Here is a 15,603-nt window from a genome sequence, read left to right as displayed (position 1 = left end):
GCGAACGCACCAATTGAACCGTAAAGCATTAGCAACCCCGGAGAAGCCCATGGCAGAACGTAAACAGAGCAAGGCAGAGCGCTTTATCGCAGACATGATCAAGCACCGCGGGATCGAGTTTGCCCGCATCGGCATGATGGTTGAGGTAGACGGCAATATCGGAACAATCGAAGGGATGAACAGCAGCGCCAATCTCGATGTCCGCTTCACAAATCGGTTGAAGCTCGGCAAGCACGTTCACAACTGCCATCCCACCTGGAAAGTGAAGTACTTCGACCAGGATGGCAAAGTCCTTGCCCACTTCGACGATTGCAATTGCGTATTCAGACCGGAACCTGCAGCAGCATGAAAGCCTCCAGAATTCTTAAGTCATTACCGATCCTGCCTATCGCGTTCATCGCCTTCACTGTATGGGTCCTTTTCACCCCCGCGACATCCAACTGGGTCATGGAAGGAGAAGCCACTGCGAACGGGTACGGCATTCTTGTCCGCGAGTACCCCTTAGCCTCCCCCGCAGCTCAAACAAAGATCAATCAGCGGCTAGAAAAGGGATACCTCACACGAAGGGACGTTTCAGATCTGATAGGCGAGATTCTGCATGGTGCTCCTGCAGGATATGCCGTAAGCACCCTCGCGCCACCGGGGATGGATGAACCTAAGGAGTCCTTCAATACCGAGATTCTTCGGCGGTTCACTGGTGATCGTCTCGAGGCGAGGTCGAAGACGCTTCTGCTGCAACTCGCGCACGACAGCTGAAGCAGTCGACGCTCTAGACAGCTCTATCCCTCCCCCGCCGGCAGTATGCTAAATTCGCGATTCTGACAGTGGCGCAATGAGCGCCCTGGAACAGCTGTTCGCAGCAATTCAAAACCTTAGGGTCACTCACGGCCCTAAGGGGGCGTGGTGGCCTCCTTGCCGGAGAATCCCCATGCTTCACCAACTTATCCTTCGCTCCCATTACAAGTTCAACAGCACCTGTGGACCTCGCTCCTTCGTGCCGCAAATGCTCGATGGCGCACTGTCGCTTAGTGAGACCAAGGCGGATGGAAATCCTACCGGCTCGACTATCGACCCGCTGACTCCCCAGGAATGGGCCACCATCGACTTTGCGGACTCACCTCCACTTCTCGAGGGTCGCCAATACTTGGTGCTGGTTGGAGGGCTTTGGCTGCTCGCCACCTGGTGCGTAAGCCGGACTCGGGTCGACATTCCGCACCAATACTACTTCCAGTCATCTCGAATTCCTTTCGGGGCGGTTATCGAGAAATTCGTACTGGTGCCCACCTCCAACGAGAGTAAGGCCTGGCATCCCGTTTCTATACCGGATTGCTTACCATCACCTGGTGACGAGGTGCTTCATATCGATAAAGGGGAAAACTTCGCCAGACAGTCCGTCTACGAGCACCATCGCTCCCGACGGTACCAAGGGCTGAATGGGCTGTGCTTTGGCCCCGATAATCCCGCTCAGGCGGTTAGACTTTGGATGCCTGTTGAGGCATTGGTTGCCGCATAAAAACAAAGGCCCTTGCGCATACGCAGGGGCCTTTTCTTTTTGAGTTAGCTTTGAGATCACGAGGCACGCTGGTCCTCGGTATGGGCGGTACCCCCAAATGCACGCAGATCGTACACCTTCCTCAGAAGCTGTTCGTCCCAAGACTGGATACAGGCCTTAGCGAAAGTCATTTGGCAGAACCTTCGACGTTCAACCTGTGGAAGGTCAGTCCAGAGCCTGGGCGTTCCAGAATCATCAGGGACAGCTATCTTTCCAAGCAGGTAATCCTCAATCGCAGTGAGTCTCTGCTGCCCATCGAGAAGCACCTCGCTGAACTCCCTGTATACGCTGGCGCCACGAGAGTCTTCCTGGTATTCCCAAGCTTCATTTACCAGGTACGACCCAATATCCACGCCGGCCCATATCGACTCAATGAACCTGGTTTTCTGCTCGGCCGTCCAGCACAGCGGGCGCTGCCACGATGGAAGCGGGAAGCCCAACACGAAGCGTGTCGCCCAAGGGTACATCGCAGGACCACTGCCCTCGTTGTTCAGGAAGCGCTCGAATTGCCCTACAAGCTCTCCAATACTTAACCGCAAGACCTTCGCATCCAGTGTGTCCCTGGTCATGCGCACCTTGTCATCAGCTCTGTCACACCCTTCGTAGCGGTGGAATTTTCTTTCGGTAGCCATCACATTCCCTTTAAGCCAGGCCAAACCCGGAGCAAGTACTCCATAGCTCGATGAACTAATTCTCGCATAGGGCGGGAATATGCAACCTGCACAGCCCCTTCAGAAAGCTGTTGCGCTTGAGCACAACCATGTCCTAATTAGAAAAAAGGTTGGCAGCCACCGGCTCATAGGAAAACCATGACGGACGTAAATATCTTATGCGACATGCGTGAGTCGCGTTCAGGCATCATTCAAAAGCTTCAAGACCTTGGTGCAAAGATCCAGGTCGGTGAGTTGGAGACCGGTGACTATGTACTAAGCGGCGATCTAGTCGTTGAGCGAAAAACCGCCATTGACTTCGTGGCTTCAATTATCGACGGTCGACTGTTCAATCAGACGGGGAAGATGCGACTCAACTTCGCCAGGCCCGTATTTTTGATCGAGGGCGACGTCTACAACACCCGCTCAGCGATCGCTCGCGAAGCCATCGACGGCGCCCTCTCCTTCCTGGTGGCCATCGAAGGCTGCAACATCATGCACGTCCGAGATCAGTTCGCTGCTGCAGGCTTGATTTACAGAATGGCCAAGCATGCACAGGAAGGCCTCGGGTATGACGTTGCCTTCCGACGAGGCAAGGTCGCGCCAGGCCGCGGAGAAGCGCTTTTCCTGATCGAAGGAACACCCGGAGTAGGTCCTTCAACCGCCACCAAGGTGCTCAATCATTTCCGCTCTGTGCATGCTTTCATGAATGCTACAGCAGATGAGCTACGGCTGATTCCAGGGCTTGGCCCAAAGAAAGCTGAGCGAATCCATCAGGCCATTCACTGGCGAATGCCCGACGACCAAGAAGCCCAGCCAGGACAATCGCTCTTCAGTGATGGCTGATCCGTAGATCCGCCATTCATACCCAAACCAGGGACAGATGCGGCCGTGCGACAAAGATTCCTATGCCAAATTTGCGTTTCAAATACCGAACTGGCCGCAGTCACGTCCCTGCAGAGATAAGACCCAATGAATTTCATTTTGAAACGCGTACCAGCATCCTTCTGTTGGCCACTTCATAAGCCTTGGGAAGGCTTTATCAACGAACATGAAAAATCTGCCCAAGACTGTTCGGTATGCGACGCCACCGGGCTCTCATCCACAGCTCGGCGACTCGAAGCCATGTGGTACGGGCAAGCTGCATTCCGCCCTGAAGACCGTGGAAGCGTCCCATTAAAGCCTTCAGATCCACATGTTAGGGAACGTGCTTCAAGGTTAGTAAACCTCAGTGAGAGTGGTTACTACGGAACGGGAGAGGCTGCCATCGAGCGTGAAGCCAATCGACTTTGCACGCTTTGGAATAGCAGTTGGATTAATCATCTCAACTCTGATGATGTTGCAGCCCTTCTAAAGGCCGACAGGCTTTGGGCGTTCACCCGAGAGTTCGTGCCAGGAAAAGGGAATGTTCCAAAAGAGAACTACGTTGCCCCAACTCCGGAGCAGGTCAATATCTGGAACATCGAGACGTCTGGGCACGACGCCTCAAACTGCTGGATCTGCTGTAAAGCTGAGTGCCACCGTCTTGGGGCTTCTTTTGAATGCGAGCATTGCGAAGACGGTAAAATCTGGCCCTCTCCCGAAGTCAAAGCTGCCAGTCAGGCCTGGCGAAGAACAGAACCTCCGGCTGGAAACGGCTACCAGATGTGGGCCGTTACAGGAGAAGGATGCCCAGTTTCTCCGGTGTTTGCGACAGCGGAGGAGATGGCTGCCTGGCTGGCAGATAACGAGCTAAGAGCCTCATAAAGAGCCAGCAGAGGTTTGCAAATTTTACTCTACTCGTTTCTTCAAAAATAAAGGCCCGCGATGCGGGCCTTTTTTATTTCCAGCAGACCTTACTCAGCCTTAACCATCTTGGATACGTCACTAGCCCAGTCGCGGAGGTATCCAGGAACGATCAGCCTGTACTTCGCGCGAGTCCCGCCGGTGTAAAGCGCCGAAAATGCCACGCTGGCGGCGACACGATCCCCTGAGACGATATCGCCAAGGAGGTCAGGCGCCAGCATGACAGAATCAATTTCACTATTTCGAGCATCCATAACTCGCCCAAGCTTGAGCGGAGCCTCGCCAGATAGATCCAGCTTCTCAAGCGAACATTCGAAATCTTCAATTTGATAATTCTGGCTCAGCATCCTATCAATTCTCTGGAAACTTGTATTACTCGCCATTTCCGATTGAAGAGCACTCCAGCTTGCAAAGCGATATAGGGCACTGTGGGTTGGCCGGACACCTTTATGGTACAGAGTAATGCATTCTGTAATGAACAGTCTAAAGGAACTGACAGCGCCTTGTAGCAGACTGAATCTAGCACCAGCATGCCCCAGCCGCTGGAACCACTCAAAGAGCCCCCATTCAGAGTCAACCAAGATCGTGACCTTTCCCTTGGGTATCTCTGGCCTATCGTAAAAAATCACTCTTGTGTCAAAACTGGAATTACCCTCAATTACTCCCGCATGAAGTACCGGGTGATTCTCAATTAAAGGATTTATTACACTCTCAATCTGGCGTCCGGCACGGACCGATGAGTTAATCTCTTGCTTCCTAAGGGCTCCTGAACGCTCAAAGTAGCGTCCATCAAGCTTCTGATATGCATCACCCAGCGTGATTATTGGCTGAGTGCACCGATCAAGGAAATCAGCCAGTGGCCTAGGTAAATCGTGGGCTTCGTCGACGATAATATGCGTATAGCCCCCACCAATCACAGGCTCACAAAACAGAGTCATATGCTTGATCCGGTGATAAATACGTACGGGCAGATCATAGTGTGGAGATGTAGGCTCAATGGTCTGCCTCCAAAGCTCATTCGCGTACTGCAAAAGAACGCTTTGATCCACAACGCCTAACGAAATTCGCCTTGGTATATGCTGAATACCAACCTCACGGTCAGTAGTCTGGCAAAAGGCAGCAACTGCTTGAGCGCATATCGACGCTACTTGTCCAGGACTGAACTTGCCAATTGCTAGAAACCCTAAACGAGACGCCACCTCTCTTGGCGAGACCTGATGACGTGCAAGGCCACGTTTCCCCGGCTTCCTATAACCTGGATAACTCTCCAATAGATCCTTTGCAAGATCACCAAATGTAGCACCCTTTAGAGAGGAGTTGACCGCTCCCAGTCTCTCCATAAGCGCATGAAGCTGAACAGCCGTAAATGCAAGCAGCAGTGGCTTACAAGAGTGTAATGACTCGATTAACCGAGTGATGAGATGTGTTTTGCCAGTTCCTGCTCGACCTTCAATATGCAAACTCTCATCTGGTTCCGCCTGGAGCACACGAAAGGCACGTGCTTGCTGGTCTGTTAACGAAAATGACGACTTCGCTGAATAAAATTCATGCTTCAACGGATCTATCGCTTTGGAATGTAAACCCAAGAATTTCCGGTTCCATAGTCCGTCAAGGGTCAAATACTCCTGAGACTCAAGAGCTTTTTCATCCAGAAAACGTATCCCTACCTTATGCATCAGGGAGAGACCTTGCTCGAAGGCATCCCGGTCAAATTTTTCGAAAACCAGGCTGGCAAAGCTCTCTGGCGGTGTCTTTCTCTTAAGACGAACCCCCAAGGCAATCATTTCTGCGAGCCCGAGCTCTATCAGACCATCTCTTTTGGGTCGGCCATTCAGGCTCGGTAGATTCTGGATAACGACGGCTGACGCAATCTGAGCCACATCCCACTGGGCGAGGAGATCGACTATCGAGTCTTTAGTGTCCCTCAGAGCCTCTGCTTGGGACTGGAGCATCGGTAGGTAAAGGACAGTTTCTTTCACGAACTCATCTCAACAATAAAAATCAACGCCATACCAGGTATGGCTGCCTCGGAGGCAGGGTCAGTGTATCTGTCACCGAAATATATGCCACCCAAGCGCGACCCCGCATCGCTTAGCGGCTTTGCGCGATCACACCCAATGCCCTGTGAGATTGGGCCCTCACCAGTTGCAATGTCGCCTTTCAATGGTACCTAGAAGGCCCTAACTGCTCCCTCTCAGGGTACAGATCTACGAACCGTACTTGAGGAATTCAGTGAATATGCTCAAGGACGCCACATCTGAAACAGAGGACTACCTCCATGCATGCCCATCAACAGGCCAGCATTGCTTCAACCCCACGAGTCACCAGAGCCGAGCTGTTCACCGGCGACACAGACTACTGGTCGACTTGCCGGAAAGACGACGAAGATGAGCGCATGTATGGTCCGCTGATGATGCCGTACGCGATCCCCGGAGACATGCTCAGCAACCAGAATGGGGAAGCCGCTTGGGCACTGTGGTACGGCTCTCACAAGGACGCCCGCAAAGCTGCAAACCTCTCCAGCCGCAGACTCTCCGACCTTGAGATCTCCTACTCACAGAAGCTCGAGGAGATGTCGCCGTTTACACGCCTCGCAAAACGTCTTGATCTCGACCAAATGCGGCTGGCGGCCGACCTAGCTCACTCCGGCACTGGCGGAGCCGTAGCTTTCAAACTACACACCCAGGAAATGATGCCCCTGCTTCACTTGGACGCCGCACTGCAGCGCCAGATTGGCGCAGCCAACTGCCAACAGATCTATCGCCTGGCTATGGCTGCCCCTGCCCCAGAGTTGGCGAAGATGGTTGAGGGCGAATTCCCGTTCATGAAGGCATTGCATGAAAAAGGGGCTTTCCGTCGCAGTACCAGCCAACACCTCCTCGGCCTGGCTTGCCTAATCCAGACAATCAGGCCTGGCTCGAATCTGCCTGATGCGGAAACTCTGGTTGGCAAGCTCCTTATCACCTGCATCGTTCGCTCCCTTCCTGCTCGCCTTGGCATTCTGGTAGCAGTTACCTCGCCTGAGGTGGCCAGTTGCTTCGATTGGCCATGCCTCTTCCACGGCGTAAGCAGCTCAGATTTTCAGGAAGGCACTGACATCTGGACACTGGTGCCCGGCGAGGTGCTGGAGGAGACCTCAACCAGCCTGAAGGCCTACACCTTCCCGATGTACCCCGACCAGGTTACCAACGAGATCATCCAGCGCCTGGATGTACTGGCCATTGCCGCCGCCAGCGGAAGCCCTGTGGCAATGGAGTTCAACGCTATTCACCAGGACTTCCTGACGAAAAGCGCCCTCGAAATGCATGATGAGTTGAAAATGTTCATCACCGAGGGCGGCATCTTCTTCGCAGCTCATCCTTACGAAGCCCCTGAAGACATGGTTAGGCCCGGCTACAACCTGGCCATTGAGGGCCGTGAGAATGAGATAGCCGAAGCCCTGTTTTCAGTAATCCTCTCCACCTACTTCGCCGGATCTGTGCGGCCTCTTCTCGTGAAGGTCGCTGACTACAAACTCAGCCTTGAAAAGACTGGCAAGAAGATCGAGGAATACTCCAAATCCGGCTCTGCCAAGCTGGTAGCCAAGATCAACGGCCTGGGCAAAAAAGGCATGGCTGAGCTCGCGACTGGCCGGGAGTGGTTCGTCGACGAGGCCATGCGGCTTAAGGGCCTGGTATCTGCCTGGGCTGACTTCTACGGGCAGCTGGACGCGTTCCGGCGATAACGCCTCCTAACGACGCTCTACGCGTCCCGTCCGACCGGATGCCGTAAACCAACAGAAGGATGTCGATATGCGCAATATCATGCCCCACATGGCCGCTGCGGGTCTTGTCCTGGCAACGAGCTGTTTGGCAACCGCGGGGGAACGCCCCTTCACCCGCAACGTCCAGGACCTTAAGCAGGGGCAATGTGTTTACGCCAGCTACGTCTATGAGCAGGGTGAACTGCTCAAGATGGGTGAGAGCACCACTAAGGTTTGCACGAAGGTCGATGGACGAAGCCTTTGGCTCACAGTCGATCCGAAGGCGCTCAAAGAGATGGGCGGCTAAACGAGCAGTGCATAAAAAAACCGGCCTCTTGGCCGGTTTTTTGTTTTGGGATCATCCAAGATTTTAACGCTTTAAGTCGCTAACGAAGGAAGCGATTTGCTCCCCAGTGACTCCTAACAACCCCTACGACCTTGTGAGGGTGCGCACGCCCCCGCCGCGGCCCAATCAGTTTCCCGTAGCTGTCTATGCTGTGCGGATTTCTTCCGTACCAGTACCCGCGAAACAATCCAGGTCCTGACGAGTCGGAATTGAGCCGCTTAGCTCTTAGCTCCCGTTTGCCAATTTGCAGTCGCGCGTAGTAACGAGTGTCGCCGGGAATTTTTACAAGGAGGGTTTTCATGCGAACACCAGGATCAAGAGTTTCGCTGATGCTCTCATAGGATGCGAAAGCGCAAGATCCGGCAGGACACCAGGTCATCGCAAGTAATGGAGGACGAAGATACTTCGAGCTGCAGTGGCGACCCAGTTGTGACAGATGGGGCGCCAGCAGCTGAGGCTCAGGAACTACTGGGGCACCCCAGTAAAGTCAGCATTACCAAGACTCCCGTCGGACTGAACAACCCAGAATTTCCCTCGCCCTCTATCGCTCTTCGCAAAGAAGGAAACGCTGGGCACCAGCATGGTCTGTACGTCGGCCAGATCAGAAAAAGTCTGCACGAGGATCACCAACACTGCCCCGCACTCTTTTACCCGATTTACCAGGTCAGCCAGGCCCTCTGTACGGGCTCGAAATTCGTCGACAATCACAAGGCTCCCCTTGGGGAAGTTGTACTTAGCGACGTCCCGAAAGCCCTCGATCAGGGCCAGATGGATGCGGTCGGGGTGCTCATCGTTACACTTCTGCCAAATCTTGGCGCCCAAATCGGTTTCATGGCGAACCGCCGGGGCATAGCAAGTGACCAAGACCACCTCACCACCTGATTCGCCCAAGTACTGCTGAGCAAGGGCCATGGCTGCGACTGACTTACCGGAACCGCTTACGCCCACAAGCAGCCCTACAGGTCGGTCCTCTGTGAGGTCAACATTGAAATGGCCGGACAGGGATGGGAACTTGAGGCTGACCAGCACGTCCCTCCGCGGGTTCAGCAGCGACTCAACAAGTTGACCTTCGGCTTGACTGAGATGCTCTTTGCTCAGCAGGATCCGCGTAGTGGTATTTGCTACGATCGCAGCGCCAATTTCAGGTGAAGCGCCGACGAGGTCTCTCACATCGGTCGCGGCGTTGATATTGTTCATCGCATTATCCTTTCGCTGGGGTTTGCTGAGTTTGGTTGGAAGATGAGCCCCTATATAGCCCTGTCCACCAGGTGGAAAGGGATCGCATCTAGGCCGGCATGGCTGCCTGCGAGGGAGGGATGATTTGGGAAACTTCAGGTTGTAAAACGCTGATTGTGCGAGGCAGGTTGGCTCTTTCGAGAAAAGCCTTCCCTCGTGCCGATAGCACGTAGAAGGCCTCTTCGCCCATGCTGATGTGGTAGTTGCAGCAATGCAGTCTCTGCCCGATCACCAAGCCCTTCTTGAGTAGCGACTCACAAGCATCGCGGGCCTCGATCTCGAAGTTATGGTCGGTGTCCCAGCGGCGGCCAATCCTCCACAACGGGGCGTCATACCGCATGTAGCCCCCTTGCTTACCCAACGAGCGAAGCATGGTGAATTCGCTCTTGGTTAGCTTTTCTCGTGCGTCCACAGTTCTCGCCTGCTCTAGTCATGCTTGAGATTCATAATCTCTGACCGAGCAAGTGGATAAACCCGAGTTTGCCCCCGCAAGTGGTACGAATCTTTGAATGCCAGATGCGAAAATGGCCCCGATGGGGCCATTTCGACTTGGGCTTACAGCTTGTAGGTATCGGGGTGCCGAACAACTGCCAAGACGGCGTCGGGATGCCCCGCTGCTGCAGCCTTGTTAACTAGGACCTTGGCGAGGTACGGGTCAGAGCGATGCTTAATGGTTGCGAGAGTCATCATTGCTTCACCATTTCCCGACTCAGCTAACGCTTCCAGCGCCTTGAGGCGTTCCGGGTCACCTGGATGGTTCACGGCCATCCAGACGATGGCGTCAGGCTTACCTTGAGCCGCTAGGTCGCTCATCTGAGCGCCGATCTGTTCGATTTGCTGCTCACGGTCAACGGATCTCGCCCATTTCATCAAGGGACCATTGCTGTCCAGAAGGAACAGAAATAGAACAAGGAAGGCAGCGGTAATAGCCAGACCAATTTTCTGTTTCTTGGTCCACAGTTTGAAAGGCTTGTTCAATTCACACACAGCACATTTTTCACTCATCGGCTCGCATCCTCAGGGGCGTTAATAGATGGAAGCGAGCCTAGGCCCTAAACAAAGGACTTACTTGCCAATTCGTCCCTGTGGCGGGGCTCCCCCCTGACGTGGAAATCGCATTCCAATGCTGAAAGCATTGGAGTGGGATCTCAGGAAACACCCCGGCACTATGCCGGGGGATTCCTAGCTACAAACCCGCCATCAATCGAGCGCCCTCGATATCCTGCGCTTTAACCCAGCCACTGCCCTGCACGTAGAAGGCCGGAACCAGTACCGGTGGAGCAGGTTCCAGATCCTCCTCAGTGAGGAACCCGTAGCGCTCAGGCTGGCTCGTAAGTCGTGCAACACGATCACGATGACTGGCTTGGCGCCACTGGTTGAGAAAGGCAACTACCTCCCCCGCTGGCGCGGATTGATCCTCGTAAGAGGCAGTGCCAATCCGGGTGACACAGTCACGCTCAAAGTCCTCCGCAGATCCGTTATAGGTCTCGCGAAGCTTCTCGCAGTTTTCGGTGCCAACCAGCACCTGGTGAAGCCGGTTGTTGAACCAAAATTTCACCATCTGGAGACCGAAGTAATCAGCTCCGGAGTAGACGTTTCCGAAGGCGCTGAGCGGGTTGATGATTTGCTGAAATGCGGACATGGAATCACTCCTGAAAGGAGCAGGACCAGCCCCAGCGGGGCTAAATCCCGCTGGGGTTTTGAAGGGGTTAAGCGACGCTGTGGGTGGCCACAGTTCGTTCAGCCATATAGCGATCAATTGCTACGCGGATATCCGCAGCAATCAGGTTGCACGGATCCTCATCGAAGATGCCGAAAGCAAAGCTGGAAAACTCATCCCAGCTGCTATACGTAAACTCCGAGCGCTTCACCGAAGCAACCAGGAGGACTTCTGCATAGCTTTCACCGTCATCCACGAATTTAAGCTCGTCTTGCCCAAACTCTTGGAAGGTAACCTCCAGTGCTTCAGGAAGAGCATCAGGCGCAAAAGCTTTCGCCAAACGCGCCAGAACGATCTGCTTCTTATCTTCGGTGAATGGTGTGACCTTCGCCGTTACACCGACAACGCTGTTCGGGTTTACCGGCCAGGTGATCACTGGTTGACGCTTGTTGTCATGCCCAGCACAGAAGACAAAATGGCCATCCTCGTCGAGGCTGCCACACTCCTCCAGCACCAGGTCAACCTTATCAACGCACTTGGAAAGCCGAAGCGCCCCCTCACAATCCTCTGCTACGGAGACGGTTGCAGGCTCATCGGATTTGTCGAACGAGACACGCTCGAAACGGCGTTCGACAACGTTGAACATCGCTTGAGGTATAGCGCCGAAAAGGGCCTTTCCAATTTCACCATAGCGACTGAGGCCGACCTCCTCAGCAACCTCTACGACGACCTTTACAGTCGAGCGAGTGATTACCTCTACGGTCAGTTCCAGGGTCTTGGTGGGCTTAACTTGGTTCATGGTTCTCTCCACAGATTAAGGGAGAACCACACCCAGGCGGGGATGGCTCCCCGATGGGTTGCGGCACTAGGCCAATGGTGCTGCAGGCGCAGCTGACAAGGTGCACCGGCATCGGCACACACAAGAGCCTGCATCTTCCCAAAACGCAAAGGACCATTCAAGGCCCTCAGTCTGGCCCAACGCCGGCTTGCATATCTGGGGGAAATGAGAGACTGACAGCATTGATTCTGGACTTCGCTCCCATGCTGACACTTAAGCAACATCCTATTCCTGGCTATCGAGCTCGGACTCTCGTGAATGCTGAGTCTGCCGATCTGACAGTTGCCTTTGCCTCGGACTTCGGTACCGCGGGTGAGCGCCTCACCCACAAGGCCGCCGGGAAGCGATATATCGCGATACCGCTCACCACCCCAGCGGAAGAGGCCGGCATGATCTTGGCGGCGAGTTTGCGCAAGCATGGCGCCTCAACGCTCAACGTGGCTGGCAACGGCATATACACGCTCTCCCAACACGGGTGGACCCAAGAAAGCGTCAACCTTTGGATCTACCTGGCGGTACGTGCCGCATGCCAGGCCGTACCAATCCAGCTGATGCGTAGCGGTGGCCAGACGGGTGCTGATCTGGCCGGCCTGGTAGCTGCGTGTGAGCTCTCCATCCCGGCATTGGGCTACTTCCCAAAAGGCTTTCTGCAACGCGGACTCGACCAGGTCGATCGCGCGCGTACGCCATTCGAGATTCAGCAGCAAATAGACGGCTATCTCGTCTCACTACGCAACGACCTTTGCTCCACCACTCAGCCCCATAGAAAGTTGGGCACCCAATCGACTTTCAATTTCTAGACCGATCCTGACAGAGCATCGACGATGACCAAGCATGAACGCCTTGTTGAAGCACTTAACCTCTGGGTGGCTGTGACCGGTTTCGATGAAGACCGCCGTAGCTTCAAACTCTCTGGGCGCCTCTCTGAATGGGCCGTCCACTCGATGAGCGAGGCCATCAAAGAGGCTCTTGACCTGGATGAAACTAACATCACAGGCTTCCTGCTGCTCAGCTACTTCTCGAGGCATTTCATCGAGCACACGCATTTCAAGCTCAACGAGCTCCTGAACGAGCCTGAACGGGTCGAGTCCTTTGTTGCACAGATCAAAAAGCTGCTCTCGATCATGAACGACAAGGAAATGCTCGAGGACCTGTCCCACTTCCAGTTAGTAACTCGCCAGGCTGTGCGGCACTACCACGCCGACCGTGACGAAGTCATGACCCTGATTGAGCAGCAGGACGATATAGCCTTCCTGCGCCGTGACGCCCTCAAATCTATGCAGCGCCTACGCGTCGACCATTTCCTGGTTGGCGCTACCGAGGATGAGTCCTTCAAGCCAGTCTACAACCGGGAGGTCTATCAGTTCTGGAACATCAACTCGATGCTGCAGGCTGTGTGCAAAGCGCCCTCCGGCGTGTCACTCAACCTGATCCGCACTCCCGACGACTACCAAAGCTACTTCGTCTTCGCCATCCGCAATGGTGGCAACGTCATCACTCTTTCAGACATCGCTCAGCACTCTCACCCGCTGCAGGCATACATGTCCCGGCGGCCGGACAAGTCTTTCGGCAAGCGTGTCGTGCAGAATTGGTTTCCCTACAACCTGATGAATTATCAGTACGACGAGGAATCAGGCAGCCTCTGGATCGAAAAGCAGGATTTCGGAAACGCCATAGCCCCTCTCAACCAAACGGCCTTCCCGCTCTCCCCCATCAAGGACCTGATGCCAGAAGAAATCATCTGGATCACGCTGATGTTCGAGCTGATCGTCGAACGCTTTTGGCGAAAGCCGATCGAGCCCGCTCAGCTCTCCTACACCGGCGACATGGTGAAGATCGAATCCACCCTTATCGAGCACGCTAAACAGGCGGGGCTACCTGTCGTTCAATACGAAGGAATCCAGGCGAAGGAGCTTAACGTCCAGGAGATTGCATACCCTGACGATGCAGTCCGAGAGGCAATCGGGGAGTTCGGCGGGGACCACAATCAGTGGATGGTCGACCGCTACAGCGCCAAAGTAAATCCAGCGTTGATGAACCTGATGGGAAGCGGTGACGTTTCTGCGTATGTGACTTCACGCTCCAATGAGTTGAAGCTCATTTCATCAGGTGAACTCCAGCGCCTCAAAAACAGTGTTTTCAGCCGCAATGACACCCAGTATTACGAGTTCCACAAGCTCGACACTGCCGGCTTTGGTTCGAAAGAACAGATCCTGGCCGACCGTGCGTTCATCGCTCGGTACAACCTGGCCCGTGAGATCAAGCGCCTTGCGTACGCTGAGTACACAGAGCGCAAGGAAGACATCAAGAAATGGTATGAGGAGCGCCTAGCTGCGAATGTGGGAACTCTCTACGCGCTGGCCACACAAGATGAGGTCTGGTTTGACTGCAGCCGCGATGACGCAAAATTGGGACTGGACAACCATTCACGGATTGGCCAGGACATGGCTCGGTACCGCATCGCGAAACTGTACGACAAGGCGGAGTACGACAAAAACTGCCTGTACATCAATCACGACCACACTTTGAGCCAGGGGTGGATCAACTCTGCAAGCGCTCATGCCTGCCATATAACTGGCGCTCGCTCTTCCTACAGCCTGTACCTGACCCCACACACCTCCAGTGACTTGGCGTTCCTCGCGGGCGTACCACACAGTGAGCTTCCTGATGTTCTTCAACACTGGCGTGCCCGGACCGAATCCAGAGGAAACCACATCCTCGACCGGATCGATCCGGTGGCCTGGGCTCTCACAAACCCCTGGGAGTCTCATTCGGCCTTTAAGATCCGGCTGTGCCTTTCTAAACGTGCACTAAACAACATCCAAAAATCGATGCAACTACCATCTGATCGAACTATTTATCGGAGTTACAACGATCAATGGAAAAGCAAAGATCGGTCGAATTGATGTAGGTATCAGGCACTTCGTATTGCATTCCCCCAGGATGCGACATAATCGAGCCCACTACCTTATCTCGGAGCAGCACATGACCAGCTCGCGCCATCAGCCCATTCTTCTCGCCATTTCGATGCACCAGAACGAGAAGACCACCCTTTACATCGAGCACCGCGGGCTCACGCTGGAAATCAGCTTCCTTCCTGATCCAGCGGCAACTCCTGAGGTCAGCCCTAACGCCGAGTACCCCATATCCCAGGAACAATACGAGGCCTGGCACCGGGGCGACTGGTGGTTCTTTCAGCTGGTAATCAAGGTCTATGACCGCGATCGCCGGCAGGCAGACAACAACAAAGCAGTATGGAAGGCTCGAATCCCAAGCTTCATCGACCAGCATGCCCTGCTCGAAAAAATGGCGAATGATCTTTGCGATCTGGAGGGGACCGATATCAAGGCATCGAGCCCCGAGAAAACGGTTGCGGCTCCAGATTTGCGCGACCACGTGTTTACCCTGGAAGAGGGAATGGTTGTCGCTGACGGCAAGTCGCACTACCCCGACCTTGTCCGCATTCGCATCCCCAAAGAACAAGGGCTTAGTCTCGCCATGCAGATTTTACGCAGCCTGGAAAACAGCCAGTACCGACCCGATGAGGCGTACCTAATGGAGTTGCCTTTGTTCGGCAGGCTTGAACGCCTGAAGGACGAATAAGCATGCAGGCAAGAAGCAAGATTTCCCTGTTTGCTGCCTGTGTGGCCTCATTCGGTTCGCTAGCCCTTGTACTCTGGTTGCTGAAGCCTGATCACGTGGATCAGATTGACTACAGGGTCCTTCACTTGGATTCGCCTACGTGCATCATCACCTTACCCAATGGTGAGGTCTTCAAACCGGATGGCCAAAAC

At 54.4% G+C, this 15,603-nt stretch carries 17 protein-coding genes; 10 read left to right on the top strand and 7 right to left on the bottom strand.

What is annotated here, in order from left to right; translation table 11 throughout:
* Positions 1-49 precede the first annotated feature (49 nt).
* The 3 genes from YA0848_RS19180 to YA0848_RS19170 all read left to right on the top strand — a co-directional run bounded on the left by YA0848_RS19180 (position 50) and on the right by YA0848_RS19170 (position 1,513).
* Positions 50-349 (top strand): hypothetical protein, encoded by a 300-nt coding sequence (locus tag YA0848_RS19180; protein WP_083196216.1) that lies wholly within the window; start codon positions 50-52, stop codon positions 347-349.
* Entirely contained in the window at positions 346-756 is a 411-nt protein-coding gene (locus tag YA0848_RS19175) for a hypothetical protein (protein ID WP_065085902.1), read from the top strand. Before YA0848_RS19180 ends, YA0848_RS19175 begins: the two co-directional genes overlap by 4 nt.
* Positions 757-928: 172 nt before the next feature.
* On the top strand, positions 929-1,513 hold the full coding sequence (locus tag YA0848_RS19170) for a hypothetical protein (RefSeq protein WP_065085903.1): 585 nt from the start codon (positions 929-931) through the stop codon (positions 1,511-1,513).
* Between the two features lie 56 nt (positions 1,514-1,569).
* On the opposite strand, the gene YA0848_RS19165 is transcribed toward YA0848_RS19170, so the two are convergent.
* A complete protein-coding gene (locus tag YA0848_RS19165) occupies positions 1,570-2,208 on the bottom strand; it encodes a DUF262 domain-containing protein (RefSeq protein WP_232925138.1) in 639 nt (212 codons plus the stop codon).
* Between the two features lie 153 nt (positions 2,209-2,361).
* On the opposite strand from YA0848_RS19165, the gene YA0848_RS19160 reads away from it, so the two are divergent.
* On the top strand, positions 2,362-3,048 hold the full coding sequence (locus YA0848_RS19160) for an ERCC4 domain-containing protein (protein WP_065085904.1): 687 nt from the start codon (positions 2,362-2,364) through the stop codon (positions 3,046-3,048).
* A gap of 126 nt (positions 3,049-3,174) precedes the next feature.
* Positions 3,175-3,948 (top strand): hypothetical protein, encoded by a 774-nt coding sequence (locus YA0848_RS19155; RefSeq protein WP_141678525.1) that lies wholly within the window; start codon positions 3,175-3,177, stop codon positions 3,946-3,948.
* Positions 3,949-4,037: 89 nt separating this feature from the next.
* On the opposite strand, the gene YA0848_RS19150 is transcribed toward YA0848_RS19155, so the two are convergent.
* Entirely contained in the window at positions 4,038-5,966 is a 1,929-nt protein-coding gene (locus YA0848_RS19150; protein WP_065085905.1) for a helicase, read from the bottom strand.
* A 299-nt stretch (positions 5,967-6,265) separates the two neighbouring features.
* Here YA0848_RS19150 and YA0848_RS19145 point away from each other — a divergent pair, with 299 nt between their 5' ends.
* Complete coding sequence (locus YA0848_RS19145; RefSeq protein ID WP_065085906.1) at positions 6,266-7,711, top strand: hypothetical protein; 1,446 nt, start codon at positions 6,266-6,268, stop codon at positions 7,709-7,711.
* 67 nt (positions 7,712-7,778) lie between these two features.
* On the top strand, positions 7,779-8,036 hold the full coding sequence (locus tag YA0848_RS19140; protein WP_065085907.1) for a hypothetical protein: 258 nt from the start codon (positions 7,779-7,781) through the stop codon (positions 8,034-8,036).
* A 504-nt stretch (positions 8,037-8,540) separates the two neighbouring features.
* On the opposite strand, the gene YA0848_RS19135 is transcribed toward YA0848_RS19140, so the two are convergent.
* The 5 genes from YA0848_RS19135 to YA0848_RS19115 form a co-directional block, all read right to left on the bottom strand.
* Positions 8,541-9,272 (bottom strand): ATP-binding protein, encoded by a 732-nt coding sequence (locus YA0848_RS19135; RefSeq protein WP_065085908.1) that lies wholly within the window; start codon positions 9,270-9,272, stop codon positions 8,541-8,543.
* 88 nt (positions 9,273-9,360) lie between these two features.
* Entirely contained in the window at positions 9,361-9,723 is a 363-nt protein-coding gene (locus YA0848_RS19130) for a hypothetical protein (protein ID WP_141678526.1), read from the bottom strand.
* A 143-nt stretch (positions 9,724-9,866) separates the two neighbouring features.
* Entirely contained in the window at positions 9,867-10,316 is a 450-nt protein-coding gene (locus tag YA0848_RS19125) for a hypothetical protein (RefSeq protein WP_065085910.1), read from the bottom strand.
* Between the two features lie 181 nt (positions 10,317-10,497).
* On the bottom strand, positions 10,498-10,953 hold the full coding sequence (locus tag YA0848_RS19120; RefSeq protein ID WP_065085911.1) for a hypothetical protein: 456 nt from the start codon (positions 10,951-10,953) through the stop codon (positions 10,498-10,500).
* A gap of 67 nt (positions 10,954-11,020) precedes the next feature.
* Entirely contained in the window at positions 11,021-11,770 is a 750-nt protein-coding gene (locus YA0848_RS19115) for a hypothetical protein (RefSeq protein ID WP_065085912.1), read from the bottom strand.
* 242 nt (positions 11,771-12,012) lie between these two features.
* On the opposite strand from YA0848_RS19115, the gene YA0848_RS19110 reads away from it, so the two are divergent.
* The 3 genes from YA0848_RS19110 to YA0848_RS19100 all read left to right on the top strand — a co-directional run bounded on the left by YA0848_RS19110 (position 12,013) and on the right by YA0848_RS19100 (position 15,412).
* Positions 12,013-12,609, top strand: coding sequence for a YpsA SLOG family protein (locus tag YA0848_RS19110; protein ID WP_065085913.1), 597 nt, complete (start codon positions 12,013-12,015; stop codon positions 12,607-12,609).
* 24 nt (positions 12,610-12,633) lie between these two features.
* Positions 12,634-14,715, top strand: a complete 2,082-nt coding sequence (locus YA0848_RS19105; RefSeq protein WP_065085914.1) for a hypothetical protein — start codon at positions 12,634-12,636, stop codon at positions 14,713-14,715.
* Positions 14,716-14,794: 79 nt separating this feature from the next.
* Entirely contained in the window at positions 14,795-15,412 is a 618-nt protein-coding gene (locus tag YA0848_RS19100) for a hypothetical protein (RefSeq protein ID WP_176707285.1), read from the top strand.
* Positions 15,413-15,603 lie beyond the last annotated feature (191 nt).

It is taken from the genome of Pseudomonas sp. S4_EA_1b (assembly GCF_016307435.1).
Classification (GTDB): domain Bacteria; phylum Pseudomonadota; class Gammaproteobacteria; order Pseudomonadales; family Pseudomonadaceae; genus Aquipseudomonas; species Aquipseudomonas rhodesiae.
Note: the sequence above shows the minus strand (reverse complement) of the source record. Positions and strands in the feature narration are given on the sequence as shown.